This window comes from Paracoccus sp. (in: a-proteobacteria), from assembly GCF_046289755.1.
In the GTDB taxonomy this organism is placed as follows: domain Bacteria; phylum Pseudomonadota; class Alphaproteobacteria; order Rhodobacterales; family Rhodobacteraceae; genus Paracoccus.
The window spans coordinates 22,288-49,281 of the sequence record NZ_JBKBVD010000029.1; the positions used below are offsets into that span (position 1 = coordinate 22,288).

At 64.4% G+C, this 26,994-nt stretch carries 27 protein-coding genes; 12 read left to right on the forward strand and 15 right to left on the reverse strand.

All coding sequences use genetic code 11. The annotated features are described in order from the left end of the window. Positions 1-39: 39 nt before the first annotated feature. A complete protein-coding gene (locus ACK41U_RS11890; RefSeq protein ID WP_409680262.1) occupies positions 40-1,371 on the reverse strand; it encodes an NAD(P)/FAD-dependent oxidoreductase in 1,332 nt (443 codons plus the stop codon). A gap of 235 nt (positions 1,372-1,606) precedes the next feature. On the opposite strand from ACK41U_RS11890, the gene ACK41U_RS11895 reads away from it, so the two are divergent. Next, positions 1,607-3,778, forward strand: a complete 2,172-nt coding sequence (locus ACK41U_RS11895) for an esterase-like activity of phytase family protein (protein WP_409680265.1) — start codon at positions 1,607-1,609, stop codon at positions 3,776-3,778. Between the two features lie 230 nt (positions 3,779-4,008). On the opposite strand, the gene ACK41U_RS11900 is transcribed toward ACK41U_RS11895, so the two are convergent. Both ACK41U_RS11900 and ACK41U_RS11905 read right to left on the reverse strand, forming a co-directional pair. Next, entirely contained in the window at positions 4,009-5,016 is a 1,008-nt protein-coding gene (locus ACK41U_RS11900; protein WP_409680267.1) for a class 1 fructose-bisphosphatase, read from the reverse strand. Between the two features lie 317 nt (positions 5,017-5,333). After that, positions 5,334-6,542 (reverse strand): MFS transporter, encoded by a 1,209-nt coding sequence (locus ACK41U_RS11905; protein WP_409680270.1) that lies wholly within the window; start codon positions 6,540-6,542, stop codon positions 5,334-5,336. Between the two features lie 175 nt (positions 6,543-6,717). Here ACK41U_RS11905 and ACK41U_RS11910 point away from each other — a divergent pair, with 175 nt between their 5' ends. The 6 genes from ACK41U_RS11910 to ACK41U_RS11935 all read left to right on the forward strand — a co-directional run bounded on the left by ACK41U_RS11910 (position 6,718) and on the right by ACK41U_RS11935 (position 12,184). Further along, entirely contained in the window at positions 6,718-7,203 is a 486-nt protein-coding gene (locus ACK41U_RS11910) for a tripartite tricarboxylate transporter TctB family protein (RefSeq protein ID WP_409680273.1), read from the forward strand. Positions 7,204-7,236: 33 nt separating this feature from the next. Then, positions 7,237-8,187 (forward strand): tripartite tricarboxylate transporter substrate binding protein, encoded by a 951-nt coding sequence (locus ACK41U_RS11915; RefSeq protein ID WP_409680276.1) that lies wholly within the window; start codon positions 7,237-7,239, stop codon positions 8,185-8,187. Positions 8,188-8,267: 80 nt separating this feature from the next. Beyond that, positions 8,268-9,752, forward strand: coding sequence for a tripartite tricarboxylate transporter permease (locus ACK41U_RS11920; RefSeq protein ID WP_409680278.1), 1,485 nt, complete (start codon positions 8,268-8,270; stop codon positions 9,750-9,752). A 30-nt stretch (positions 9,753-9,782) separates the two neighbouring features. Beyond that, entirely contained in the window at positions 9,783-10,289 is a 507-nt protein-coding gene (locus ACK41U_RS11925) for a gluconokinase (protein ID WP_409680281.1), read from the forward strand. Then, positions 10,289-11,317, forward strand: a complete 1,029-nt coding sequence (locus tag ACK41U_RS11930) for a substrate-binding domain-containing protein (protein WP_409680284.1) — start codon at positions 10,289-10,291, stop codon at positions 11,315-11,317. Before ACK41U_RS11925 ends, ACK41U_RS11930 begins: the two co-directional genes overlap by 1 nt. 159 nt (positions 11,318-11,476) lie before the next feature. Further along, on the forward strand, positions 11,477-12,184 hold the full coding sequence (locus ACK41U_RS11935; RefSeq protein WP_409680288.1) for a hypothetical protein: 708 nt from the start codon (positions 11,477-11,479) through the stop codon (positions 12,182-12,184). A gap of 6 nt (positions 12,185-12,190) precedes the next feature. On the opposite strand, the gene ACK41U_RS11940 is transcribed toward ACK41U_RS11935, so the two are convergent. Next, the gene (locus ACK41U_RS11940; RefSeq protein ID WP_409680291.1) at positions 12,191-12,667 is read right to left on the reverse strand and encodes a DUF421 domain-containing protein; all 477 of its coding nucleotides are present in this window, start codon (positions 12,665-12,667) and stop codon (positions 12,191-12,193) included. Between the two features lie 318 nt (positions 12,668-12,985). On the opposite strand from ACK41U_RS11940, the gene ACK41U_RS11945 reads away from it, so the two are divergent. Next, the gene (locus ACK41U_RS11945) at positions 12,986-13,993 is read left to right on the forward strand and encodes a chemotaxis protein CheB (protein ID WP_409680293.1); all 1,008 of its coding nucleotides are present in this window, start codon (positions 12,986-12,988) and stop codon (positions 13,991-13,993) included. Positions 13,994-14,012: 19 nt separating this feature from the next. Here the strand turns inward: ACK41U_RS11945 and ACK41U_RS11950 are convergent, their stop codons facing one another. From ACK41U_RS11950 to ACK41U_RS11970, 5 genes are all read right to left on the reverse strand, one after another. After that, positions 14,013-14,384 (reverse strand): response regulator, encoded by a 372-nt coding sequence (locus ACK41U_RS11950; RefSeq protein WP_409680296.1) that lies wholly within the window; start codon positions 14,382-14,384, stop codon positions 14,013-14,015. Then, entirely contained in the window at positions 14,381-17,842 is a 3,462-nt protein-coding gene (locus ACK41U_RS11955; protein WP_409680299.1) for a chemotaxis protein CheB, read from the reverse strand. Before ACK41U_RS11955 ends, ACK41U_RS11950 begins: the two co-directional genes overlap by 4 nt. Before the next feature lie 352 nt (positions 17,843-18,194). After that, positions 18,195-19,199 carry a sensor domain-containing diguanylate cyclase gene (locus ACK41U_RS11960; RefSeq protein WP_409680302.1) on the reverse strand — a complete coding sequence of 335 codons (1,005 nt, stop codon included), beginning with the start codon at positions 19,197-19,199 and terminating at the stop codon, positions 18,195-18,197. Further along, complete coding sequence (locus tag ACK41U_RS11965) at positions 19,196-19,435, reverse strand: hypothetical protein (RefSeq protein ID WP_409680304.1); 240 nt, start codon at positions 19,433-19,435, stop codon at positions 19,196-19,198. The genes ACK41U_RS11960 and ACK41U_RS11965 overlap by 4 nt, the downstream gene beginning before the upstream one ends. A gap of 202 nt (positions 19,436-19,637) precedes the next feature. Then, the gene (locus tag ACK41U_RS11970; RefSeq protein WP_409680307.1) at positions 19,638-20,078 is read right to left on the reverse strand and encodes an NUDIX hydrolase; all 441 of its coding nucleotides are present in this window, start codon (positions 20,076-20,078) and stop codon (positions 19,638-19,640) included. Here ACK41U_RS11970 and ACK41U_RS11975 point away from each other — a divergent pair. Beyond that, a complete protein-coding gene (locus tag ACK41U_RS11975; protein WP_409680310.1) occupies positions 20,064-20,228 on the forward strand; it encodes a hypothetical protein in 165 nt (54 codons plus the stop codon). The two genes, ACK41U_RS11970 and ACK41U_RS11975, sit on opposite strands and share 15 nt — an antisense overlap. A 14-nt stretch (positions 20,229-20,242) precedes the next feature. Here ACK41U_RS11975 and ACK41U_RS11980 read toward each other — a convergent pair whose 3' ends face one another. After that, the gene (locus ACK41U_RS11980; RefSeq protein WP_409680313.1) at positions 20,243-20,740 is read right to left on the reverse strand and encodes an Lrp/AsnC family transcriptional regulator; all 498 of its coding nucleotides are present in this window, start codon (positions 20,738-20,740) and stop codon (positions 20,243-20,245) included. Between the two features lie 495 nt (positions 20,741-21,235). Between ACK41U_RS11980 and ACK41U_RS11985 the strand changes: the two genes are divergently transcribed. Beyond that, complete coding sequence (locus ACK41U_RS11985; protein WP_409680316.1) at positions 21,236-21,784, forward strand: peroxiredoxin; 549 nt, start codon at positions 21,236-21,238, stop codon at positions 21,782-21,784. A gap of 189 nt (positions 21,785-21,973) precedes the next feature. Here the strand turns inward: ACK41U_RS11985 and ACK41U_RS11990 are convergent, their stop codons facing one another. Further along, positions 21,974-22,639: a TorF family putative porin gene (locus tag ACK41U_RS11990; RefSeq protein ID WP_409680319.1), complete on the reverse strand. Its 666-nt coding sequence runs from the start codon at positions 22,637-22,639 to the stop codon at positions 21,974-21,976. Between the two features lie 349 nt (positions 22,640-22,988). Here ACK41U_RS11990 and ACK41U_RS11995 point away from each other — a divergent pair, with 349 nt between their 5' ends. Continuing rightward, positions 22,989-23,768: a helix-turn-helix domain-containing protein gene (locus tag ACK41U_RS11995; RefSeq protein ID WP_409680322.1), complete on the forward strand. Its 780-nt coding sequence runs from the start codon at positions 22,989-22,991 to the stop codon at positions 23,766-23,768. 10 nt (positions 23,769-23,778) lie between these two features. On the opposite strand, the gene rsgA is transcribed toward ACK41U_RS11995, so the two are convergent. The 4 genes from rsgA to ACK41U_RS12015 all read right to left on the reverse strand — a co-directional run bounded on the left by rsgA (position 23,779) and on the right by ACK41U_RS12015 (position 26,489). Beyond that, on the reverse strand, positions 23,779-24,786 hold the full coding sequence (rsgA, locus tag ACK41U_RS12000) for a ribosome small subunit-dependent GTPase A (protein ID WP_409680325.1): 1,008 nt from the start codon (positions 24,784-24,786) through the stop codon (positions 23,779-23,781). 391 nt (positions 24,787-25,177) lie between these two features. After that, a complete protein-coding gene (locus ACK41U_RS12005; RefSeq protein ID WP_409680328.1) occupies positions 25,178-25,396 on the reverse strand; it encodes a hypothetical protein in 219 nt (72 codons plus the stop codon). A 237-nt stretch (positions 25,397-25,633) separates the two neighbouring features. Beyond that, positions 25,634-26,266 (reverse strand): acyl-homoserine-lactone synthase, encoded by a 633-nt coding sequence (locus ACK41U_RS12010; RefSeq protein ID WP_409680331.1) that lies wholly within the window; start codon positions 26,264-26,266, stop codon positions 25,634-25,636. Continuing rightward, positions 26,241-26,489, reverse strand: a complete 249-nt coding sequence (locus ACK41U_RS12015) for a hypothetical protein (protein WP_409680334.1) — start codon at positions 26,487-26,489, stop codon at positions 26,241-26,243. Before ACK41U_RS12015 ends, ACK41U_RS12010 begins: the two co-directional genes overlap by 26 nt. Positions 26,490-26,617: 128 nt before the next feature. On the opposite strand from ACK41U_RS12015, the gene ACK41U_RS12020 reads away from it, so the two are divergent. Then, positions 26,618-26,994: autoinducer binding domain-containing protein (locus ACK41U_RS12020; protein ID WP_409680336.1), on the forward strand; the 377-nt coding region annotated here is incomplete at its 3' end.

A 26,994-nucleotide genomic window follows, 5' to 3' on the forward strand; every position in this document is an offset into this window, starting at 1 on the left:
GTGCCACGCGGGGGCAGGGGTGCTGTTCGTTGCGGTCGTTCAGTAGCCGCTGAGGATCTGTATCTTCGATCCGTCGGAAAAGCGGCTGAACCGGAAGGGGGCCGGGTCCACGACCGGGGCGCGCCCCGAGACCAGATCGGCGGCCAGCAGCCCGGCAGCGGGGCCGATGCCAAAGCCGTGGCCGGAAAAGCCGGTGGCGATGTGAAATCCGGGGATCGACTCGACCGGCGAGATGACCGGAACAGCGTCCGGCGTCACGTCGATCGCCCCCGCCCAACGCTGCGCGATCCGGGCCTTGTCAAAGACCGGGAAGGCCTGACGCAGCGCCGCCAGAGCCTTGTCCTGAATCGAGATCGCGGGTCTGGGGTCGAGGACGCGGCAATATTCGAAGGGGCTGGCCTCATCCGGCGACCAGCGGTTCGGAACACGCCATTCATCATAGAACTGCCCGCCGAACCGCAGCATCAGCGATTTGTGCTCGGCCCTGAATGCGGGCAGGAAATCCCGCATGAAACGAAAGCTGTCGGGCACGATGTCCACGACATTGCGGAACCCGTCCGCAATCGTATAGCCGCCATCCTGCCGCTTGCGGACCGAGAACCGCTCGGACCAGATGGCGGCATCCGGCCCGCCCTCCAGTGGTCTGGTGCGGATGACCGAGTTCTTGACCCGCAGCTGCGGCAGCCGCAGCCCGCTGTTGCGGGCAAACAGGCTGGACCACGCGCCGCCGGCCAGAACCACCTGTTCGCAGGCAATGTGGCCTCGTTCGGTCACCACACCCGACACCTGCCCGGCCTGCGTCTCGATCCCGCGCACGGCGCATTCGGTCAGCACATGGGCGCCCCGGTCGCGCGCGGCTTCGGCAATGGCCGGGGCGGCCAGTTGCGGCTCGGCCCGGCCATCGGCGCTGGTGAACAGCGCGCCCACCGGCTGCATCCGGCTGCCGGGAAAACGGGTCGCGAATTCGCGCGCCGACAGCATCCGGCTGTCGAACTGATAGCCCTTGAGGTTGTCCAGCCATGCCGCGTGCTGGGCATAGGCGGTGTCGTTTTCGCAGACAAAGGCGATGCCGGTCTGGCGATAGCCCGCATCGCGCCCGGTCCGCGCGGCCAGTCCCTGCCACAGCCGCACCGCCTCGGCCATCAGCGGCACCTCGCGCGGGTCGCGGCGCGAGATACGGACCCACCCCCAGTTGCGGCTGGACTGTTCGTGCCCGATGCCGCCCTTTTCGCACAGGGCGACGCTGAACCCGCGATCGACCAGTTCAAGCGCGGTCGAGCAGCCGATGATGCCGCCGCCGATCACGACGACATCCACCTTTTCCGGCAGGTCCGGATCGCCGTGGACGGGGGTGACAAAGGGACCGGGCATGTCAGACGCTCTCCTCGGGCTGGCTAGTTCACGCAGACTCCGGCGATGCGGGCCGCGTCCGGCAGATCTATCAGCATCCCGGTCGCGCAGACCAGCCCGTCCGCCTGCCTTTTCGCCGGTCAACAGGCCCCGGACGCGCCTGTTGACCCCGGCCTGACGCAAGGCATGGACGGTCACAAGACTGTGACAGATCGGCGCTAGCGTCGCGCCATCAATCGTAGCCCTCCGAGGTCCCATGTCTGTTCGTTTGTCAGGTTTCGTCTCCACTCTGGCCATCCTTGCCGCCGTCCCGGCGCTGGCCCAATCGCATTTCAACCGCATCGCGACCCTGCCCGTCACCGCCAACATGGCGGAGACCGATGATGTCGCGCGCCCCTCTTCGGCCGAGATCATCTCGGCCTCCGAGGACGGGATGACGCTGGTCTATTCCGACAGCCCTCTGGGCGTGCTGGGCCTGATCGACATCACCGATCCGAAGGCGCCCGTCGCCATGGGCAATATCGACATGGGCGGTGAGCCGACCACCGCCGTCTTTATCGGCGGTCTGGTCTTTGCCGGGGTGAACACCTCGGACAGCTATACCCAGCCCTCGGGCAAGCTGGTGACGGTCGATCCCGCCTCGATGTCCGTGGTGGCCGAATGCGATCTGGGCGGCCAGCCCGACGCGGTCGCGCGCGCAAAGGACGGCAGCTTTCTGGCCGTCGCGATCGAGAACGAGCGTGACGAGGATCTGGGCGATGGCGGCCTGCCGCAGATGCCCGCAGGCTATGTCGTCAAGCTGCCGGTGACCGATGGCGCGGTCGATTGCGCGGGCCGTCAGGACATCGACATGACCGGTCTGGCTGCGATCTTCCCCGAAGACCCCGAGCCGGAATTCGTCGATGTGAACGACGCAGGTGAAATCGTCGTCACGCTGCAGGAAAACAACCACATCGTCATCATCGGCGCCGACGGCACGGTGCAATCGCATTTCCCGGCGGGCGAGGTCGCGCTGGACGGCATCGACACCGCCCGCGACGGGGCGCTGGATTTCAGCGGCAGCAAGCCCGCCGCACCGCGCGAACCCGACGCCGTCCAGTGGCTGGACAACGATCACGTCGCCTTCGCCAATGAGGGCGACTGGAACGGCGGCACGCGCGGCTGGTCGATCTTTCACCGCGACGGCACCCAGGTCTGGGATGCGGGCACGTCCTTTGAGCATGCCATTGTCGAAATCGGCCATTACCCCGAACATCGCAGCCACACCAAGGGTGTCGAGCCCGAGGGGATGGAGGTCGCGACCTTTGACGACATCCCGATGGTCTTTGTCGCCGCGGAACGCGGCTCGGTCATCGGCGTCTATGACGTCTCGGACATGGCCGCACCCCGCCTGCACCAGCTGCTGCCCTCGGGCATCAGCCCCGAAGGCATCGTGGCCATCCCCGAGCGGGGCCTGATCGCCACCGCGAATGAATTCGACGGGCGCGAAGACGGCGCCGCCGCCAGCCATGTCATGATCTATGAATGGCAGGACGCGCCCGCCGCCTATCCGATGATCACCTCGGCCGGGGCCGATGAGCTGATCGGATGGGGCGCGCTGTCGGGCATGGTGGCCGATGCCCAGACGCCGGGCAAGCTGTATGCCGTCTCGGACAGCGTCTATGCGATGCAGCCCGCGATCTTCACCATCGACGCCAGCCAGACGCCCGCGCGCATCACCGACAAGATGGTCGTCACCCGCAACGGCCAACCGGCGCAGAAGCTGGACCTTGAGGGGATCGCGCTGGCTGCCGATGGCGGTTTCTGGCTGGCCTCGGAAGGCCGGACCGACCGGCTGACGCCGCATGCGATCTATCGCACCGACGCCAAGGGCGCGATCAAGGAAGAGATCGGCCTGCCCGCCGAACTTCTGGCCCATGAAATCCGCTATGGGTTCGAAGGCATCGCCGTGCAGGACAAGACGCTGTGGATGGCCGTTCAGCGCGAATGGGGCGATGACCCCGAGGGTATGGTCAAGCTGGTCGCCTATGACACCGAGGCCAAAAGCTGGGGCGCGGTGCATTACCCGCTGGACCAGCCCACCGAGGGCGCATGGACGGGCCTGTCCGAGATCACGCTGCACGGGGACTGGGCCTATATCCTTGAGCGCGACAATCAGATCGGCGCGGCGGCCGCGACCAAGAGGCTGTATCGCGTGCCGGTGGCCGATCTGACCCCCGCACCCCTTGGCGGCGATCTGCCGGTCGTGACCAAGGAACTGGTGCGCGATCTGATCCCCGACCTGCGGGTGCTGAACGGCTATGTTCAGGACAAGGTCGAGGGCTTTGCCATCGACGCGGCGGGCACGGGATGGGTCGTGACCGACAATGACGGGGTGCAGGACGCCTCGGGCGAGACGCTGTTCTGGTCGGTCGGCCAGCTGGACTGACACAGGCCAGAGGCCAGCACCGGGGCCCCCGCGGGGGTGCGCGTTTCGGATAAGCCGGGGCGCTGACCTCCGCGGGCTTGTGCCCGGCCTGTTCACCGCCCGCGCTTCCGTTTCCGCCAAAGGGGCACAGCGCTGAACCGGCGATCAGACAGCGGACCCTTCAGAGGCCGCCGCGCGGGCCGAACAGAACCGCCGGACCAATGGGCTCCGGCGGCCTGCCTGCCGGGAGGCTACCCGGCAAAATAGCCAAGGATACGTTCGACTTCGTCCCGGTCGCCCATGGTCACGCCGACCCGCTGGTGCAGCGCTCTGGGCTGGATCTCAAGGATCGGATGATCCTCTTCAAAGGCCAGACCTCCGGCCTGCTCGATCAGGAAGCCCATCGGGTTTGCCTCGTAAAGCAGGCGCAGCTTGCCTGCGGCATCGGGGTTGCGGCTGTCCCACGGGTACATGAAGACGCCGCCGCGTTTCAGAATGCGGTGAATGTCGGCCACCATCGACCCGGTCCAGCGCATCCCGTAGTCCTGCGCCAGAGGGCCGTCTTTCCCGGCCATGCAATCGTCGATATAGCGGCGCACCGGCTCGGACCAGTGGCGGCGGTTCGACATGTTGATCGCAAACTCGCGCGAACCCGAAGGGATGCGCAAATTCTCTCCGGTCAGTTCCCAGGCGCCCATGGTGCGATCCAGCGAGAACTCGTAGACGCCGGTTCCGACCGACAGGACCAGCAGGGTTTGCGGGCCGTAAAGCGCATAGCCCGCCGCAACCTGCCGCCGTCCGGGCAGCAGGAAATCGGCCTCGGTCGGCGTGCGCCCCGAGATGTCGGCAGGCGCCTCGACGACGGAAAAGATCGTACCGACGGACAGCGCCACATCGACATTGCTCGACCCGTCGATGGGGTCGAACATCATCAGGTATTCGCCCATCGGATAGCGGTTGGGAACCGGGTGGATGGTGTCCATCTCTTCCGAGGCCATCGCGGCCAGGTGGCCGCCCCATTCGTTGGCTTCCAGCAGGATCTCATTGGCCATCACATCGAGACGTTTCTGTGCCTCACCCTGCACATTGATCGCGCCCGCATCGCCCAAAAGGCCATCCGTCCCGGCCTGATTGACGGTATAGCTGATGCGCTTGCAGGCCCGTGCCACGACCTCCAGCAGCAGCCGCAGCTGTGCCGGAAGGGCCGACTGCTCGCGCTGCTGCTCGACCAGAAACTGGGTCAGACTTTTTCTTCGCATGGGTGTCTCCTGTATTTTCGTATCGTTTCAGGCACAGTGCTGGTGCCAATGGGCCAGAGGCGCTGACGGGGCGCCGCCCGGCATCATGCCACGCCAGCGCATCACGCGGTGCAAGTGACATAAAGCAGATTTCGGTCATCCGGGTGACAAAAAGCCGATGCGCTTGCGTCGGCAAGGGCGCCGGGCGCTGTGGTGCAGTGGGCGGTCGCCCATCTCAAAATCGCAAAAGCCAGGAACCCCGGCGCACGCCGATCGCGCCAGGGTCGGCGTCGATGAACCCACAGCGACGGGTCGGCCTGTGGGTCACGCGGCGATCCTCAGGTATCAGCGCGCAGCTTTCGGCTGATCCCCCAGCACAGGCAGGTCACGGCGGCGCACCACAGGCCGAGAAACAGGCTTTGGGTCGGAAAATCGATTCCGGCGTCGATCAGCACGCCGGTGATGCCCGGCCCGATCGCGGTCGAGACCACCATGATGGTCGTGGCCAGCGACCTGATCGCGCCCAGATGGGCGGTGCCGTACAGCACCGGGAACAGAACCCCCCAGAGCGAGCCCGCCATCCCCTGCGTGATTCCGACCACGCCAAGCGCCACGTACCAGCCCCAGACGCTGTCTGCAGGTCCGATCAGGGCGACGCCCAGCCCCATCGGAACCACCAGCACCGGCAGCAGCCGCAGCGCGCCGAACCGATCGGCCAGCCAGCCCGATGCAAAGGCCGCGATGACCGTGGCGATGCCAAACGCGGTGTAGCCCGGCGCCATCTCGGGCAAGGTCCAGCCCTTGACCTGCGCGATATGGGCCTGCTGGAAAAAGATCACCGTCGAGATGAAGCCCGGCGTCAGCAACACCGGCAGCAATGCGGGCAGCAGCCAGTGGCGCACCGCGTCCCGGCGGCGCCACTGGCGCCCGTTCAGGCCGGGGCGCGCGATCGGGGCCGCCCGTCCGACCGGGTTGCGCCCCTCGGACAGCATCACGAACAGCAGCGGCGCGACGACCATGCACAGCACGACGGCCACGACCAGCCATGTGCTGCGCCAGCCGATTGCCCCCAGCACCGCCACGACCAGCAGCGGCACGACGATCTCGCCCGCCGGATGGCCCAGATTGCTGATCGACACGGCCTGCCCGCGCCGCGCCTCGAACCACCGGCCCATGGCGGTCATGGCCATGTGGCTGAACATGCCCTGCCCGCAGAACCGCAGCAGAAACAGCGCGATCCCCAGAAACAGGACCGAGGGCGCAAAGGCCAGACCGATCGCGGCTAGGGCAAAAAGCAAGGTCATCGCAGGCGCCAGCCGCGACAGCGGCACCGTATCGGCCAGCGATCCCCGCCAGAACATCAGCGCCGCCGCAGACAGCGTGGCAACGGTATAGAGCCCGCCCCAGCTGCCATCTGTCAGCCCATGCGTCTCTTTGATGAATCCGGCGAACAGCGCGATGAACCATGTCTGCCCGAAAGCCGAGGTGAAGGTCAGCAGAAAGCCGACGCTCAGCCAGCGGATGTTTTCGCGCAGAAACGGCAGCATGGCGGATCACCTGAGGGTTCATCCGGGCGCGGCATGAGCCTCGGACAAGCGCCTTTGACATCGGATCTGCGTGACGTGCAAGCCGCGCTGTTTTGGCCCCTCGCGCGTTTTTTGCTTGCTTTACGCGTAACGTTACGCGTAACAGACACGGCAGAAGCCGGTCTGAGGAGGGGGCATGATCATGCGCGAAGGGTGGAAGACCCATATTTCCGACATCATTCTGGGCGCGGTGATTCTGCTGGGCAGCCTGTGGCTGTTCCTTGAGGCGCAGTCGCTTGCGGCGGGTCCGGGGCTGTTTCCGCGCTTCATCCTGACGCTGATGATCGTGACCGGCGCCGGGATCGTGGCCGTGGCCATCCTGTCGGGCATGCGCGGTCAGAACGCGGTCGCGCCGTCGATGGCATGGGGCCGCAGCATCGGCGTGCCGGGCGCCATCCTGATCGCTGCGGGGGCGCTGCTCTATGCCTTCGGGTTTTACGTGACCTCGCCCCTGCTGATCGTCGCCATCTACCTGTGGCATTGCCGGGTCTCGGCCGGGGCCGTCCGGCTGTGGCGCGATGCTGTCGCAGCCCTCGTGCTGGCGGCAGGGGCCACGCTGGTCATGTATCTGGTCTTTGACCGGCTGATCGGCCTGCCGGCGCCGTCCGGGGCGCTGCTCTAGAACGCATAACGACTTTCCAAGGAGGAGAACACCATGACATTCGCAAAGGCCCTGATGGGCGGAACCGCCGCGATCCTGCTGCCGCTGGCCGCCGCCGCGCAGGATTACCCCGGACAGGCGATCACCGTGATCGTGCCCTACAGCGCGGGCGGCGGCGGCGATACCGTCGCGCGGCTTGTGTCCGAACGGCTGGGTCAGGAACTGGGCGTGCAGCTGAACGTCGTCAACCGCCCCGGCGCGGGCGGAGAGATCGGTATTGCCGAGATCGCCGCCGCCGATGCGGATGGCTACACGATCGGCGTGTTCGGCTATCCCGACAATTTCGTCATCGAAAGCACGCGTGAGGTGGCCTTCGACTCTGCCGAGGATCTGGATTTCCTGGCGCAGTTCGACAGCACGCCGATGGGCATTTTCGCGCGCCCCAATGCCGCCTTCTCGACGCTGGACGAATTGCGCGCTCATGCGACGGAAAACCCCGGCGCGGTGATCGTGGGCGACAGCGGCTCGCTTGGCCTGCTGAACGCGCTGTCCTTTGGCGACAAGCTGGAGGCTGTGCTGACGCCCGTGCGCTATGCCGGCGGCGGCGAGCTGATGAACGCGGTGCTGGGCGGGCATATCGACCTGGCCTCGACCTCGTCCATGAGCCACGATCCGATCACGGATGCGGGCGGCACGCCGCTGGCCTTCGCCTCGGCCGAGCGGATGGAGATGTTCCCCGACGTGCCGACCATGCGCGAGCTGGGCATTGATCAGGTGATGGAGGTGGGTCGCGTGGTCGTGGCGCCCGCAGGGCTGCCCGATGATGTGCGCGCCCGGCTGACGCAGGCGCTGGATGCGATTTCCACCGACGAGGATCTGATCGCCCGGTTTGAAACCGCAGCGCTGCCCTATGCCTATCTGGACAGCGACGCGGTCAACGCCATGGTCGAGGAATCGAACGCCGCGCTGGCCGAGGTCATCGACGCCAACCGCGACCAGTTCTGATCGCCCCGGCAGGCGGCCATGCCGCCTGCACCCCCCCCTTTTTCCGCCCGCAAGTTTCCGCCCGCAAGAAGGCCATGCTCATGGACATCCTGACCTATCTTCCCATGCTGCTGAGCTGGCCCGTCCTTGTGGCGGTGTTCTGTGGCGTGCTGATCGGCATCGTCGTCGGCGCCATTCCGGGGCTGAATGGCGCGGTCGGCATCTCGCTGCTGCTGCCGCTGACCTTCGCGCTGCCGCCCGAGGTGGGGCTGCTGCTGCTGGGCGGCATCTATATGGGCTGCATGTATGGCGGCTCGATCACCGCGATCCTGATCAATGTGCCGGGCGATGTGGTCGCAGCCCCCGCCGCGATGGAGGGCTATCCCCTGACCCAGCAGGGCCGGTCCAAGGAGGCGCTGTATTATTCGGTCTTTTCCAGCACGATCGGCGGGTTTGTCGGCGTGATCGTGCTGATCCTGTTCACCCCGCCTCTGGCGCGGTTCGCGCTGCAGTTCGGCCCGGCTGAGATGTTCTTCATCTCGCTGTCGGGGCTGATCATCGTGGGCGCGCTGGCGGGCAGCCTGCTGAAAGCCGCCTTTGCCGTGCTGTTCGGGCTGCTGATCTCGACCATCGGGCTGGACCAGATTTCGGGGCAGGACCGCTTTACCTTCGGCCAGCCGGATCTGCGCACGGGAATTTCCGTCGTGCCGGTGGTGCTGGGCCTGTTCTGCATCGCCGAGATGATCCTGAATATCGGCAAGCGGGCCGATCAGCAGGTCAGCTATGTCGAACAGTCGATCACCCGTCTGTCGGTGATCCGCGACATCTTCCGCCACAAGATCCTGCTGCTGAAGGCCAATCTTATCGGCAATTTCGTGGGCCTGCTGCCGGGCGTGGGCACCACGCTGGCCGTCTTCATGTCCTATGCCGAGGCCAAGCGCGCCTCGAAACAGCCCGAGACCTTCGAGAAGGGCAATGTCGAGGGTATCATCGCCGCGGAATCGGCAAATAACGCCACCGTTGGCTCGTCGCTGGTGCCGCTGCTGGCGCTTGGCGTGCCGGGCAGCCCGACCACGGCGATCATCGCGGGCGCGCTGGTCGTGCATGGCATCGTACTGGGGCCCAGCCTGTTCCAGAACCGCCCCGATGTGGCCTTTATCTTCCTGTACGGGATGGTTCTGACGGTGGTGGCCATGGGGCTGATCGGCGCCTTCGGGATCAAGTATTTCGCCCATATCCTGAAGATAAAGATGGAATATATCGTGCCGACGGTGCTGGTCATGTCGCTGTTCGGCGCCTACTCGCTGCGCAACAGCGTCTTTGACGTGCTGATCGCCATCGTGCTGGGCATTCTGGGTGCGGTGTTCAAGAAGATCGGCGTGCCGCCCGCCCCCATCATCATCGGCGTCGTGCTGGGGCCGCTGATCGAATCGAACCTGTCACGCTCGCTGCTGATCGCCAATGCGCGCGGTCAGGGGCTGGTCGAGTATCTGCTGGCCTCGGACCTGTCCAAGGGGCTGGTCGCGGTGGTGCTGGCGTTGCTGGCCATGGTGGTGCAGATGCGGCGCAAGGCCGCCCGTGCATGAGGCGCTTTGATCCGCAAGCAGGAGAGACAGATGACTGAGATTGGCCGGGTTGTGGTGATGGGCGTGTCGGGCTGCGGCAAGACGGCGGTGGGCCGGGCGCTGGCGCAGCATCTGGGGCGGCGCTTTGTCGATGCCGACAGCCTGCACAGCCCTGAAAACATCGCCAAGATGGCGGCGGGCCAGCCCCTTGACGATGACGACCGCGCGGGCTGGCTGGAGGCGCTTGCCGGTCTGATCGCGCGCGAGGACGGGCTGGTGCTGGCCTGTTCGGCGCTGAAACGCCGCTATCGGGACCGGCTGCGTCAGGCCGATCCGGCGTTGACCTTTCTCTATCTGCACGGCAGCTTTCAGACGATCAGCACCCGGATGCGATCGCGCGATGACCATTACTTTGCCGGCGAACATATGCTTGAAAGCCAGTTCAGCCAGCTGGAGGAGCCGGTGGACGAACCCGTTCTGAACGTCTCGGTCGAACAGGATCTGGACAAGGTGATCGCGGCATCGCTGGCGGCCCTGGGTGCCGCCCCGGCGCGCTGATGCAGGCGCCGCCCGAACCGTGGCGCAAACGCCGCCGCCCCGGTCTGGCGGCCATCGCCGAGCGTGTCGGCACCACCAAGATGACCGTCAGCCGCTGTCTGCGGACGCCCGAGGCCGTGGGCCAGCCGCTGCGCGACCGGATCCTGGCCGCCGCGCGCGAGATAGGCTATCTGCCCAACAATGCGCCGATGATGCTGACGGGCGCGCCCAGCAAATCCATCGGCATGATGGTGCCCTCGGTCACCAATCAGGTCTTTGCGCAGGTTCTGGCCGGGGTGGTGGAAACCGCCGAGGCCGCAGGCTATCGCGTGATGATCGCGCATTACGGCTATGATCCGCAGGCCGAGGAACGCGGCATCGCCTCGCTGATCGCGGCCAATGTCGACGGGCTTGTTCTGGGCGACCGCGAGCATACCGACGAGGCCTTGCGCCTGATGGACATCGCCGCGATCCCGGTGGTCGAGGTGATGGACAGCCGCAGCCCGACCCTGCAGCAGGCCGTGGGCTACGACAACTTTCAGGCCGCCCATGCCATGACCGGGGCGATGCTGGCGCAGGGCTGCCGCGCCCTCGTCTATCTGGGTGTGCGGCTGGATGCGCGGACATTGCAGCGCCGCGAGGGCTATGCGCAGGCCATGCGCGATCACGGGCTGGCGCCGGTCAGCGTCGAGAGCGCCGAGAAATCCTCATTCACCGGCGGCTCGGTCCTGATGCAGCAGGTGCTGCGGGACCACCCCGCGACCGACGGGATTTTCTGCACGAATGATGACGTGGCCGTCGGCGCCTATTTCGAATGTATCCGTCAGGGGATCGCGGTTCCGGGACGCATGTCGATCGCGGGGTTTCATGCGCTGGATGTCGGGCAGGCGATGATCCCCCGTCTGGCCAGCGTGCACACCGACCGTCACGCCATCGGCGCCCGTGCAGCCGCAGAACTGCTGAACCGTCTGTCGGGCGGGCTGCCATCCCGGATGGTCATCGACCTCGGCTATCAGATTGACCTTGGCGACACCGTCCGGGCGCGCTGACGTCGCGCAAGACGCGTAGGACAAGCCCGGTCCTGACCCGCCCGCGATGCAAAAGCACATCGTTGCCGTTGCTGTATTTGCACGCTGTTTTGATCTCTTGCCGGAGGGCAGGCGGTCCTGACCTATGGCATGTCCGTCATAAATCCGTCATGAATGCTCATGTCCGCAATTCCCCCCAATCGCCTGCGCGATCCCGTCCTTGTGTTTGCTCTGTCCTGCGCGTTGGCGCTTGGCTGGCTGCTGGTGGGGCTGGTCTCTGTCGACACGATCGAACAGGTCTTTGCCGAATCGGGGCCGATCGAGTCCGCCTCGGCGCTGTTTCTCATCCTGGGGGCGCTGGCACTGACGGGCGACATGCTTCGCCGCAAAGAGCCGGGGCGCTGGCATCTGGCCGTGCTGGCGCTGGCCGCCGGGTTGCGGGAACTGGACTGGGACAAGGGCTTTACCGATAGCGGTATCCTGTCGCTGCGGCTGTATTCTGGTGCAGCACCAGTGGCGCAGAAAATTGCGGGCGCGCTGGTCGTTGCGCTTTTGGTCTGGGCCGGGCTGCGCCTGCTTCGCCGCAATCTGGGGCCGTGGCTGTCCGGATTGCGCGGGGGACAGGTCTGGGCCTGGCTGATGGCCTGTGCGCTGTCGTTGTATGCGCTGGCCAAGACGCTGGACGGGTTGGGGCGAAAGCTGGCCGGCTGGGGCATCGAATTGTCGGAATGGGCCAACCGCACAGCCGGGCGCGTCGAAGAGGGGATGGAGCTGTTTGGCGCGATCCTGATTGTGCAGGTTGTCGGTCTCAGCCTGTCGCGGCCATGGTTGCAGCATCGCGCCCGACCTCAGCCCGCCACATTCAGCCGCGCCGGATTTCGGGGATAGGGCCGTTCACCGTGGCATGACCGTCATCGAGCCATCTGTTTCCAGCACGACAGAGAGAACCTGTTCGATCCCGGCTTTGCCGCTCTGGCGTAGCGCCGCGCCGATTTCGTCGCGCGTCACACGCTGGGTTTTCATCGCCGCATCAAGGTAGCGACCGTCATGGACCAGCAGCGTCGGTTCGGCTTTGATCAGGCTCTGAAACCGCGGGGACCGGACCGACAGCCACGTGATCGCGTATTGCAGATAGACCAGAAGGGCCAGGGCCACGATCCCTTCGAACAGCGGAATGCTGGCGTTCAGCAGAACCGTCGACAGGGTCGAGCCAAGCGCCACAGTCACCACAAGATCAAAGGCATTCATCTTGCTCAGCGTTCTCTTGCCAGATGTCCGCAGCATGATGATCAGCGCCGCATAGGCCAGCAAACCGACAAGCGGAATGCGCAGCACGCCGGGCCAGCCATCGACAAAAAGAGGGTCGGACATCGGGTTTCCTTTCGGGACGACGGTTGAAAGAGGTAGCGGCGCGCCATTGCGTGACGCCGTGACCGGGATTGTCTAATGTCGGCAGTCCGGTTCTGCCATGGACCGAACGCGCAGCGGCTGCAAAATGACACCCGATTTGGCAACTATGTCGGTCGGCGGTCACCGACAGGTCAGGACACCTGGCTGTCCGGGCGCCGACATGCTGTTCTCCGGCGTCAGCAACGGGCGTGCAACGATTGCTGCCCGGCGCTGCGAACCTTTGCCCGCCGGCTGCGTTGACCCTGGCTGACCACAACCACGCTCAACGCACAGGCCGTCATGACTCGTTCCTCGATCATTGCTATCGGCGCATCGGCAGGCGGGGTTGACGCATTGCGCAGCCTGGTCGCCGCGCTGCCGGAAAATTTTTCCGCGCCGGTTCTGATTGTCCTCCATATCGGAGCCTATCGCAGCGAGTTGCCTGCGCTTTTGACGTCTGCGGGTCGGGTGCCCGCCAAACATGCCGAAGACGGCGAGGACATCCGTCCCGGTCAGATTTATGTCGCACCGCCCGATCGCCACATGCTCGTGGATCGCGGGCGCGTGCGCCTGTCGCGTGGGCCGAAAGAGAACTGCGCGCGGCCCGCCATCGACCCGTTGTTTCGCAGCGTGGCGGAACAGTATGGCCCGGCGGCCGCAGGCGTGATCCTGACGGGCAATCTGAATGACGGAACGACGGGACTGCTGGAAATCAAGCGACGCGGTGGCGTTGCCATAGGGCAGGATCCGGCGGATGCCGCCTATCCCGAAATGCCTGCAAGCGCGGCTGCGCATGTCGCGCTGGATCATTGCCTGCCGCTGCTGGAAATCCCCGCATTGCTTGTGAAACTGGTCGATCGGAACGAGGAAACGAAAATGGCCATGTCAAATGCCACCTCTCAGACTGACGGGCAGGAACCCGGAACCGCCAAGGGTCGGCCTTTCGAGCGTCCCGCGACCGTAACATGCCCGGATTGCGGCGGCGCATTGAAGGCGTTCGAGGTCGGGTCGGTCATCAAGTTCGGCTGCCATATCGGGCACATCTACACGGCCGAGGTGATGGCTGCCGCACAGTTCGAAGAGATGGAAAAAGTCATGCGCGCCGCTGTCCGGTTTCTGAATGAGCGCGCGGAATTCTGCCTCCAGATGGCCGAGCACGGAGGCGTCTCCGACGGTGATGCCGCCGGCGACTGGCATGCGGCCAGCAAGCAGGCGCTGGACCGGGCCTACAAACTTCGCGATCTGGTCGAGCAGGACTGGATCACGCCGGAGGCACCGCGCAGGGCCGTATCGGCCCCAAGAGGCTGACCGCCCCGGCCTGATCACCTTATTGGGGCGATCCGGAACAGACCTGTTCGATGGTGCGCTCCAGGTCGTGCTGCGCATAGGGCTTTTGCAGGATCGGAAACGCACGATATTTCTCTGACAGCCCGTCGGCGCCGTACCCTGTTGCAAAGGCAAAGGGGATGCCGCGTTCGTGCAGGATGTCTGCGATCGGGAAGGATTTTGTCCCCGACACGTTCACGTCGAGAATGGCAAAGTCGAAATCGCCGTCGCGGGCAAGTTGCATGGCCGCGTCGAACCGACCGGCCTGGCCCACGACCTCGTGTCCCAGTTCGCTCAGCATGTCTTCGAGATGCAGGGCCAGCAAAGCCTCATCCTCGACGATCAATACGCGTTTGGCTGCCTGACTGGTCACTCGGTCTCGCCCCTCGGTTCGGTGACTGGCATCGGGGCGTCGATCGTGCACACAACTCCGGATGGCTCATAGTGAACGCAGACCTTTCCGTTCAGTTCCGCCGCCAGCACCCGCTGCACCAGAACCGAGCCGAACCCCTTGCGCGTGGGCGGGACCACAGGCGGGCCGCCGCTTTCGGACCAGCGCAGGGCAAGCCGGCGGTCATCGCCGCCACCGACAAGCTGCCAATGGATGTCGACCTGCCCGCCCTCGTTCGACAGCGCGCCGTATTTGGCGGCGTTCGTGGCCAGTTCGTGCAGCGCCATCGCAATCGACAGCGCGGCACTGGGCATCAGCCACAGATGCGGACCCTCGATCCGGAAGCGGCCCGCGCCCCCCGCCAGCGGCTGGACCGTATCCGCGACGATGTTGCGCAGATCCGCACCGGCCCAGTTTTCGCGGGTCAGCAGATCGTGCGATTTACCCAGCGCGATCAGCCTTGCCTCGAAGGTCGCGCGGGCTTCTTCCATTGATGTGGCGGTGCCAAGCGTCTGCGACGCGATGGCCTGCACCGTCGCCATGACGTTCTTGATGCGATGGTTCAGTTCGCCGACAAGGATCTCGCGGTGCTCTTCAAAACGCTTGCGCTTGGTGACATCCTCGATGGCGATCAGGATCAGGTCCTCGCGGCTTCCCTCTTGCGGCAGCTTGCAGGCCGTCAGCAGCATCGAGCGGCGCCCGGTCAGGCTGAAATCCTGCTCGAACGCGAAGTTGTGGATCTCTTCGTCCTCGGACAGAACCTTGTCCAGAAGAGCGCGCAGCGGCGGGTTGTTCCACTCGCCGGTTCCCAACTCGAAGATCGGGCGGCCCCTGGGCTCATCCTCGAACATGGCAAACAGCTCGCGAAAGGCGCGGTTGGCAGACTGGACATGCAGGTTCTTGCCCAGAACCAGCAGAGGGTGCTGAACCGTGCGCACGATGGTTTCGGAATAGACGCGCGCATCGTTGATCGCATCGGCGGCGCGTTTGCGGTCGGTGATGTCGCTGAAGGTGACGACGACCCCTTCGATCCGGTTGTCCTGCGTGCGATAGGGCAGCACGCGGCGCAGATACCAGCGGCCCTCGTCGCTTGGCACCTCGGCCTCGACGACGGACAGCTTTCTCAGGACCGTGTCGACATCGCGCAACAGATGCTCGTCATCGAATTTGCGCGCCAGATGCGCAATCGGCCGCCCGATATCCGAGGCGACGAAGTCGAACAGATCCCGCGTCGCCGGGGCAAACCATCTGATGCGGAATTCCTCGTCCAGAAACAGGGTCGCCGTCTCGGACCCGGCCAGCAGATTGTTGAGGTCGTTGGTGGTGGTCTCAAGCTCACCGATCTTGTGCTGCAGCTGGCTGTTGACGGTGTTCAGTTCCTCGTTGAACGACTGCAATTCCTCTTTTGAGGTCTCGAGTTCCTCGTTGATGGACTGCAGCTCTTCGTTGACCGAGATGGCCTCTTCGTTCGCCGCCTTCAGCTCCTCGTTGGTCGTCTCCTGATATTCGATGGTGTTCTGCAATTCGGCGCGGGTCGCGCGCAGCTCTTCCAGCAGGGCCCGTTCGTCCGATGAGGCATCGTGGCCCGCCGGGGCCGGATCGAGCCGCGGCATGGCGGGCGCGAAGCTGACCAGCAGAAAGCTGCCCTGCGATGAGGCGGGCAACGGCATCACCGTCATCGACACCGCGCGATCGGTGCTGCCCTCGCGGATGCGGGCGTCCACCGTCACGTTTGTGTTGGCGTTTGTCGCCTCGCGGATCGCCACGCGCAACTTTGCAGCCAGCCCGTCGCGGGCCATGATCAGCAGATCGCTGGTCGGCTCTCCGGGCGGGTTCTCCAGATAATCCCGTGTCGTCCCGTGGAAATAAAGGACGCGGCCCTTCCGGTCGATCAGCACCGATGCCGGGGCGAAATGTTCCAGCAAGGCGCGGCGGGCCATGTCGGCCGCCGACGCGGGGGGGGCGGGTGACGGCGGCGAGGTTTTCCTGTCGGGTTGGTTCGGCTGGCTGCGTGGCGGCGAATATCCGACCAGATCACGCCGGGTTGTTTCCAACCGACGATAGATGCGCCATTTCTTGGACACCGGCTCGAACAGGTCGTCATGGCGCCCGATCGTTTCGGCGTTGCCCAGAAACAGATGTCCGCCCGGTTGCAGCGCGAAATGACACAGCGCAATGATCCGCTGCTGCGCCTCCGGCTCCAGATAGATCAGGACGTTGCGGCAGGACACGAGGTCCAGCCGCGAAAAGGGCGGATCGCGCAAAAGGTTCTGCGGCGCGAACACGACCATGTCGCGCAGGTCTTTGCTGACCTGATACGAACCGTCGAGCCTTTCGAAAAAGCGTGTCAGGCGTGCGGCCGGAAAGCGGGCCATCGCGGCAGCCGGATAGATGCCGTCGCGGGCACGGCGAAGATTGGCCTCCTGCGCGTCGGTCGCGAACACCTTCACGTCAAGCCGCTTTCCCGCCGCCTCGGCCATTTCGGTCAGCAGGATGGCGAGGGAATAGGCCTCCTCGCCGGTCGAGCAGGCCGGGGTCCAGACCCGGATCGCAGCCCCGGTATCGCGTCCGGCAACCAGCGGCGCGATGACCAGATCGGCGAGAATTTTCCATGCATCCGGGTCACGGAAAAAGCCGGTGACGCTGATCATCAGATCGCCGATGAGCGTGGACACCTCGTCGGAATTGTCGCGCAATTCACCGATATATTCGTCCAGAGTTGCGATGTTTCTCAGGCCAAGACGCCGGTGAACCCGCCTGCTCAGCGTCGAGTGCTTGTAGCTGCGAAAGTCGTGCCCGCCCCGGACGCGCAACAGTTCCAGAACATCGCCAAGACTTGTCTGCCCGCGCGGCGAGGCACCCTCGACCCCGGCGGGCGCGGCGACATAGCCATGACGGATAAAGGCGGTCAGCGTTTCGGGCATGTCTTTCAGATCAAGGACATGATCGGCCATACCGGCCGAGATCGCGCTTCGGGGCATGCCGTCGAATTTCGCGGTTCCGGGTGACTGCACAAGGCTCATGCCGCCCTCGGCCCGGATGTCGCGCAAGCCTTCGGTCCCGTTGCTGCCCGTGCCGGACAGCACGATCGCCACCGCCCGTTCGCGCTGGTCCAGGGCCAGCGATGAAAACAGCACATCGACGGGGTGGCGCTGGCCACGAGGCTCGGTCGGCGTCACCACATGCACCGCGCCGTCGCTGACCCGCAGACTGGAGGCGGGCGCGATCACATACACGTTGTCCGCAACAAGGCGCATCCCATCCTTGACCTGAATGACAGGCATCGTCGTGTGGGCGCTCAGAATATGGGCCAGTTCGCTTTCGCGGTTCGGATCAAGATGCAGCACGACCACGAAAGCACAGCCGCTGTCCGCCGGCATGGCATCGAAAAATCCGCTCAGCGCCTCGATGCCGCCAGCCGATGCACCGATACCGATCACCGGGACGGACCCGCGCCGGGGCGTCGCGCCGTCGATGGCGTCCTCAGGTCCGGCGTCCGGGCCCGGCAGGACGGCCGCGTTGCCGCCCTTTATCTCCGCGCGCTGGATCGTCTTCGCCCTCGGCGCGCGCCCAGAGCGATTGTCTCCGTCTTGCGGTTTGTCCGCCATCTTTCGTCACCCAGGGGCTTACGGGGAAAATTACGGAAAGGCTCATCCGCAGAATTGACCATGCCTGACCGCGTTGCGCGGGCCGCTCTGACACCCAGCTTCGCACGGCCTTCCCCCACCGGCAACCTGGCGTCCCGGTTTTTCTCAGGATTGTCCGTCGCCACCCCCCTCCGGCGGTGTGACGTCAGAACGGGATATTGATCCTGTCGCCCGAGTGAACCACGCGGTTGCGGCCTTCGTGTTTGGCGCGATAGAGCGCGGCATCAGCATGGGCGATCCACGCCTTCACACTCATCTGAGGCTGTCTCTGGGCCACGCCAAAGCTGGCGGTGAATGCGATGTCAGGATAATCCGGCAGTGTCAGGGCTTCGATCGCGGCCCGGATCTGTTCAGCAAACAGGGCGGCCTCGTCCGGATCGGCGCCAACGAGCAGGATGGCCAGTTCCTCACCCCCGACCCGTCCTGCGAATGCCAGGTGGCGCGATGCTTGTTCGATGGTCTGCCCGACAGCGCTCAGAACGGCATCGCCCGCCAGATGGCCGAACGTGTCATTGATTGCCTTGAACCTGTCGAGGTCCAGACAGATGAGCGACAGCTGCCGGTCGCTGTTCCCGCATTCGCGGATCGCGGTTTCCATGGCGTCGATGAAGGCCCGCCGCGTTGCAAGACCAGTCAGCAGATCGACAGTCGCCATTTTCCGCAGCTCAAGCTGGTTCATCACCAGATCGGCAAAGCTGACCAGGACGCGGGCCTGCTCGTCGCTGAATGAGCGCGGCTGACAGTCAATCGCACAAAGCGCGCCCACGCCATAGCCGTCGGCGGTGATCAGCGGGGCGCCGATATAGGCTCTGATCCCCGGCGGGCCGGTGACCAGAGGATTGTCGCAAAACTGCGGATGGGCAGAGGCATCCTCGACGCAAAAGACGTCCCTGGATCGGATGGTGTGATCACAAAAAGCGACCCGGCGCGGCGTCTCGCGCGTCGCGAGCCCCTGAACTGATTTGAACCACTGCCGGTCCCGGTCTATCAGCGAAACCGCCGCAATGGGAACGCCGAAGACCGCGCGGACAAGCGCTGTGATCTTTTCGAATTCGGGTTCGGGCTGGGTGTCGAGAACGTCCAGCCGGTCCAGCGCGCATTGGCGCCCCCACTCGTCGCCCTTCTTCGGAATCGTGCCCAGTGCCGTCATCGTTTCGGCGCCTGTGCCAGCGATGTCATCACATCGACAAGTTCCGATTCATAGCTTTCTATCAGCTCATGGACACTGTGGCGCACGAGGGTCTCGTCGATCCCGGCCGCATGCATCGTGTCGACCAGCGCCATCAGTTTGGTCAGGTGACCATCAGTGATCGACTGCAGCCGCTGGGGAACATCGTCCCCCACGATCCGCCGTGTCGCCGCATCGAGATGGGTCCTGATACCCACGTTTTTCACCGTGTCCGGCACATTCACCTCCAGAGCAGCATCCGGGCGCGCATCCCGAATTAGGCTGCACATATCTCTGCCAAAGATGCCCGACCTGTCGCGCCGCAGCAAGTGCGATTGGCCATGGCGCAGGGGCGGGGCATGACCGGACCCCTTTTTGCAGCAGGGCAGAGACCCCGCTTCGGCCCCCCGTGCCGGTCCCTCAGCCAGCCACTGCTGCCGCCTGCCGGGCCACCGCTGCCACATCGCGGCTCAGCCGCAGGGTCTGCTCCATATCCGACATCGCGACCCACTTTGCATCCAGCGCATCATCTGCCGCAAAGGGCTCGCCCGACTGCCACTGGCATAGAACCGCGATAAGGACGAAGTGCTGTCTGAGGACCCCGGCGTCACTGCGATCATATGCGTCGACCGCGTTGAAAACCCTGCGCGCGGTCGCGCGGACGCCGGTTTCCTCCAGCAGCTCGCGTTCGGCGGCGTCCAGCAGGGTTTCCCCGAATTCGACCTTGCCGCCGGGAAAGCCCCAATATCCTGCGTCCGGCGGATTGGCGCGTTGGACCAGCAGCACCTGATCGTCGCGGATCACGACGGCCAGAACAGCCGCGATGGGTCGAACGGCAAGAGAGGGTTGAGCCAGTTGCATGGTTCGGGCACCTGTTCCTTTGCACAAAGCCCGGTCCGGGCCTCGGTGATGGTTGCGGGGATCACGATGCAGGCGCCCACGGCGATGGCGCAGGGCCGCGCCCCGGCAGTAGTGAACACGCAGTTCGGTGGTTCTCAGGAATGCGCGTGAACGCGAAGATGGTTCTACCAGTCTTTGGTGTTGAGAGGATAGGCGGTGGTATGGCGCAGACATTCCATGGCGAATTGCGAGGTGACATTCTTGATCGCCACCGCATCCGTCAGAGCGAGGTAAAAGCGGTCGAATGCGGCCATGTCCGGCACGGCCACATGCAGCAGATAGTCGATATCCCCTGCCATCCGCCATGCCTCCATCACCTGAGGCAGGCGGTCGAGGGCCTGGATGAACCCCTCGCGCCAGCCGGCGCTGTGGTCCGGGGCCTCGATGCCGACGAAAACGGACAGGCCAAAGCCCAGCCGCGCCGGATCGGCCAAAGCCACCCGGCGCAGGATCACACCATTGGCCTCCAGCTTCTGGATCCGCTTCCAGCAGGGGGTTTGCGACAGGCCCACCTTGTCGGCGATCTGGGCGATGGGGGTGGTTGCATCTTCCATCAGGGCGGCCACGATCTTGCGGTCGATCAGGTCCAGAACGGCGGGCATTTGCGGCTCTGCTTGGGTCATGGGCGATTCCTTTCCCCGACAGCATGCCTCAATACAGGTTAATGTCTAGCGTCTTTGTCGTTATTAAACGCCGCGTCCCGTCCTGGCTGCGGCGGCGCCTTGGGGCAGTGCACTGACGGCGCCTTGCGCCCCGCACGGTGCTCTTGGCGCTGTGGGGGGATGACGCCGGAACGGGGACGAAGACCAGTCCGCCGGAAGCCGCTGGCCTGTCCCCGACCGACCGCCGGTCGGCGGTATTTGCCGGAAGCAGAGCATAAAGCGGCGTCGTCATCCCTCGGGCAACGAGCGCTGCCATCAGCGGCGGGCCGGCACGGTGCCTGCGCTGTCGGTCCGGAGGTTCCGGACATGCCGGGCTGCGGGCGATGACGGATCTGCTGCGGATGCGGCAATTATGCGCACCAGATCGCAGCCGCCGAGTTGCACCTGTCGCACGCTGCCATTATCTCGGCCGCAGGGGGGAAAGATCAGATCGAAGATGACGAAAGGATCCGACCCATGAAACCCGGAATCTCTCTGCCAAATGTGACCTTCCACACGCGTGTGCGTGACGAGTCCATCGAAGGGCCGAACCCCTTTTGCTGGCAGGATATGACCACCGACGACTATTTCAAAGGCAAGCGGGTGATTCTGTTCTCGCTGCCGGGGGCCTTCACGCCCACCTGCTCGACCTATCAGCTGCCGGGTTTCGAAAAGAACGCCGACGCCTTTCGCAGCCATGGCATCGACGCGATCTATTGCATGTCGGTCAACGACAGCTTTGTGATGAACCAATGGGCCCGGTCGCAGAACCTTGATGCGGTCAAGGTCATCCCTGACGGCTCGGGCGAGTTCAGCCGCCGCATCGGTATGCTTGTGGCCAAGGACAATCTGGGTTTCGGCATGCGCTCGTGGCGCTACGCGGCGATCATCAATGACGGCGTGGTCGAGGCCTGGTTCGAAGAGCCGGGCCTGTCGGACAATTGCGGCGATGACCCTTACGGAGTTTCCAGCCCCGAGAACCTGCTGGATTATCTTGCAACCGCACGCGAAGGCGCGGCGGCCTGAGGGACGCGCGCGACTGATCGGCAATGTCGCGAGGCGCTGATCCGGGCGCTGCCCGCGACCCATGACAGCGCCGCGTCGTCCGCAGATGCGGGGCCACGCCGCCATTCGGGTCCGATCGCGCGCGCCATGCGATGTGGTCTGCGGGCCCCAGCCGCGTGGCGCGGCTGGCGGTTGGCGGGGGTGTCGGGATCAGCCGCCGAACAGGCTGGCGAAATCGGTGTCAAAGCTGATCGCGCCGACGACGGTGGACCCGACAACCTCGTTCTCCCAATAGGTGAGGCTGAGGGCGATGTTGTCGGTGACCTGCTGGCGGAGGCTGACATTCCAGTCGTTCAGATCGTCGGCGGTGTTGAACATGTATTCGGCCTTGATCGTCGTCTGGGGCAGCGGCTTGAAGGTGACGCGCGGGCCGTACATGTATTCGCCGTCATAGACCCCGCCAAAAGGCGCGCGCAGGGTCGCGCCAAGCGCGAAGCTGTCGGTAAAGTTCCAGTCGGCCTTGGCGATGGCCTCGGGGTAGTCAAAGCCCGAGCGCTCGTAGAAATAGGCGAAATAGCTGACATCATAGCTCAGCTTCTGCCATTCACCGCGATAGCCGGCATAGAGGTCGATCTCGACCTCGTCATCGGTGCCGATATCGGTCTGGGTGGCCCAGATCCCGGTATAGAACCCCGAGGCAAAATTGTGTTCGACATAGCCCTGCAGCGCGGGCCTGCTGTCGTTCAGCGAATAGCCGCCGACGACATAGTCCGAGGTCCATGTGAGGCCGGTAAAGGTCATGCCCTCGGCATGGACCAGCCCGGCCGGGGCGATTGCTGCCAGTGCGACGATGGTGGCGGTGAGTGTGTGTTTCATCTGCATCCCTGTTGTTTGGCGGTTTGTTTTGTGTTCGTCCGTGGTCAGGGCGCCGCCACAGCCGCGCAGCCGGGGACAGCGCGCGGACATGCTGCGCGTCGGGGCCGTGTCGCGGGTGCATCCGGAACTGCGCCGGTCATGTGTCGCCAACCGCCGCCCGGAACCCTCGGTCCGGGTGACAATCAGCGGCCCATACGCCGGGCAGGACATCCCTGTCAGATTGTCGTGATGACAAAATCGCATCCGAAATGTGTCACGGCAAGAAAAGTTATGTAGTATAACTGTTGCGAAACGGTCGGAACGACGGACAAGTCGCGACAGCCATGTCACCCGGTCGGGGGAGGGGGCCATGTCAGTTGAGGATATCGCTGCGAATCTGAAGCTGCTGACGGGCTATGCGCGCTCGATCTCGGATGTGTGCCGGGGGGCGTCGGTGAACCGGACCCAGTATCACCGCTATCTTTCAGGGCAGACCGTCCCGACGATGCGGAACCTGCGCCGGTTGTGCGACTATTTCGGTGTGGAAGAACACGAGATGCTGCTGGACCGCGACGGCTTTCGCGCCCTGATCCGGGTGCGTCCGCCCCGGATCGGGCAGCTGGATGATCCGTTCCGCGCCATCCAGACCCGCATCTCGGCGGGCGATCCGCCCGACCGGGTGGCGATCGGCTACTATCATCTGCTGTTCTGCCCTGACCCCGGCAGCGCCATCTTTTACCGCGCCCTGATGCGGCTGAGCCCGGCGCCCGAAGGGGTGGTGATCAAGCTGGTCGAACGCTATCCGCGCCCGTCCATTTCGCTGCCCCGGCGCATGACCTATGAGGGCACGGGCTTTGTCCGTCACGGCAAGCTGTACAGCCTGATGCAAGAGGTCCGGCACCGGCGGTCGACATGGTTCACGATCCTGTCGATCGGCGATTTCGCCCGGCCCAGCATGCTGAGCGGCGTGGCGATCGGCAGCGAACCCGAGGGCAACGCCTCGATCCAGACACATCCTGTCGTCTGGATCTATCTGGGGGCACAGCCCGATCTGCGGCAGGAATTGCGGCGTTGCGGCTATTACCGGCGCGACGAGATCGAACTGTTGCCCGAGGTCGAGCAGATGCTGCTGCGGGGGAACACGCGCTGACGGAGCGGGATCAGTGGCGCTTGCCCCAGGTTTTTGTCGTCTTGTTGCCGCGGGGGCCCGACTGCACCGGCGTATTGGCCCGGTTCTCATCGAACAGTTTGCGCCACCGTTCAAGCCGCTGCGGGTCCAGCGTTCCGGCGGCGACCGCGGCGCGGACCGCGCATCCGGGCTCGTGCGCATGGGTGCAGTCGCGAAAGCGGCAGGCCGGCGCCAGCTCGGCGATTTCGGCGAAAAGCAGGTCCAGACCGGCGGAAATCTCGCTGACATGCAGGGTGCGGATGCCGGGCGTGTCGATCACCCAACCGCCGCCCGCAATGGCATGCAGTGAACGCGAGGTGGTCGTGTGTCGGCCCTTGGCGTCAGCCTCGCGGATGGCGCCGGTCGCCTGCGCCTCTTCGGCAGATTTCTGCGACAGGGTATTCAGCAGCGATGACTTGCCCACCCCGGACGAGCCGACCAGCGCGACGGTCTGCCCCGGCATGCACCAGCGGGCCAGCGCCGACGCGGCTTCGGGCGCCTTGGCGTTCAGGGTCACGACCTCCAGCCCCCGCTGCAGGTCCGCAGCCTGATCCCGGAAGGGCGCGGCATCGGCCACCTGATCGGCCTTGGTCAGGATGATGACGGGGGTGGTCCCGGCCTCATTCGCAAGGGCCAGATACCGTTCCAGGCGCGCGGGGTTCAGATCGTCATTGCACGAGGTGACGATGAACAGCGTATCGACATTGGCGGCGATCAGTTGCGGGACGCGGCCGCCTTCGGTGCGCCGCTGCAGCAGCGTCCTGCGGTCAAGCCTGCGGACAAGCATCCGGGTTGCGGGATCGACAAGAACCCAGTCGCCGACAGCATAATCTGCGGTATTGGCAGGGATGGGCAGGTTCAGGCGCACCGGACCCGAAACCGATTCGGCCGTCAGCCGCGCCCGGTGAACGGTTGCAATCCGCATCCGCGCCAGACTGGTTTCATCCGGGTCCAGCTGGTCGCCAAAAAAGGCCGACCAGCCAAGGGTCTGCAGGGACATTGATGCCTGATCTGATGAATGGGTCACGATCACCTCTGTGCCCGCGACACTTGCATGATGCAAGCGCAACCTTTGCGATATCCGTCCACGCGCGTCCCACGCGCGTCGGGCCAGAGACAGGGCCACGGAAGGGACCAAAGACGGCGACGGGCGCGCGGGCGCAAAGGAAAACCCCCGGCTGCGCTGCAACCGGGGGCGTCTTTCCTGCGTCTGCGAAAAATCAGAAACGTTTACAGTGAACTGTCAGAAGCAGGCGGGGTGAGAAACCATGTACACAGATTTACGATGTAAGCCGGGTCTGCGCGGGCGGGGCCATTGCCGTCGCTGGCCATCGCACGCGCGTATGTCATTGGATATCACGTGGCGGGCCGCCAGAGACGCCGCCCCTTGTTCAGCGCAGGTGGTCCATTGCGCCGGACATGCGTGCGAGGCCGATGACCTCGTAGCTTCCGGTGACAGGGTCCTTTACGAACAACCCGTTACCGCGAAGTTCTAGATTCAGGATACCGTGCTGGTCAGCGAGATTGTCAAACTCTGACAACATCCTTTGCAGCATGTCGCGGGTAATTTCGACTTTGGCGTCCTGGCCGGTATCGCGTGTAGATAGCATCTAAAATGTCCCTCGTTGAAATCTGAAACCAGCTTATGCGGTTCGGTTGAGTTTGGCACTAGACTGTCTAAAAGGTCAGTCTAAAAAGTTAGTCTGCACTTTTAACTTGACCGGTCAATCAAACACTCGGCCTGCGTTCGGGTTCCCGGATGGCGCAATGTGCCGTTCTGCTGCACCCGGCGTGACGGCGGGGCCGCACCAGCGCGGCCCCTGCCTGTGGTAAAAAAGATTGCAGCGCTAGAGGTGGCGCACCGGGCATTCGAAGACCTGAAAGCGTCCGTCAGCATTGCCGACAACAGGTCCGAGCGTCTTCACGGGCCAAGCCCATGTGTCTGCCATGCGCTGAAACGCCGGCGAACCCAGAAACAGAACGGTCGAGGCGCCCTTGGTCCTGAGATAGGTGTTGGATGTGTCCAGGATCAGGGCAAACACCTCTTTCGGGCCTTTCACGACCATGCGCGTAATCTCCCACACATCTTTTTGCATGGGGGGAAGTTCATCGCACAGGTTCTGCGGCAGGCCGGGAAGAATGCCCAACGATGCGTCGCGGATCATGTAGGAATAGGTCAGCTGGCCGTTGCCGGTTTCCTGATCGGTGCGCCGCAGCCGCGCCCCGCCCACGACCTCGCCCCCGCGGGTGGCCACGACATAGACGGTGTCAAACGTGTCATACTGCTCGAATTCCAGCTCTTCGGCGTGAAACAGCGGCCATTCCAGCCGGTCGACAAAGACCTCCTTGCGCAGTTTGAGATAGTCGTTCACCAGATGCCAGCGATTCAGCCCTCCGGGGCAGGTGATGATCTCGGCCTTGTATTCCGATTCCTCGGAGGCGCGCTTTGCCGCGCTACTGAACTTTTGACTTTGTTGCATCTGAATGGTCCGTCTCAAATATATCTGTTGCGCCAATGAACACGCGCACGCCACGACTGGTGACCGCCCAAACGCCCATGTTCGAGAAGTTCACAGTGATTTTTTCGCCCAGCTCGTTGCGCTTGAAAATGGCCGCAAGATTGTCGGCCATGTCCGAGGTGAATTCTGCGGACGCATGGATCCTGACCCCTCTGGGGCGGACCCGATGTGCAATGTCCTTCATCTGTCATCCTCTGGCCAGTCCCGACGCGCCGTGGGACCATACTAGAAGACTAATTTGCTGTTGACACGGGCCTGACTTTTTGGACAGGTCTTTTAGATAGTTTCCACAAAAGGCTTGACAAACCCGCCATGCTTGAAATCGCGATTCCAAACCATGAAGCCGAACTGAAATTGCTTGAACGCATTGGCACGTCCGGATTTTTCCTGGGGTTCGGGCTGCGCTTTGGCCAGCCGGATCTCTTTCTGAATCGCTATCCCAAGGCATGGACAGACCTGTACGAGGCCGAGAACTTCTTTTTCGGTGACCCGATCGCAGTCTGGACGATTGCACGTGAAGGCTCGCTGCGCTGGTCCGCGTGCGGGTTCCCCGACCTGAGGGGGATCATGAAGCAGGCGGCGGACCATGGCCTGGTCTATGGGGCCACGTTTGTCACCAAGATCGGGGCCAAGCGTTCGTTCCTGTCGCTGGCGCGGCCCGACCGCGAACTGACGGACGAAGAGATGAC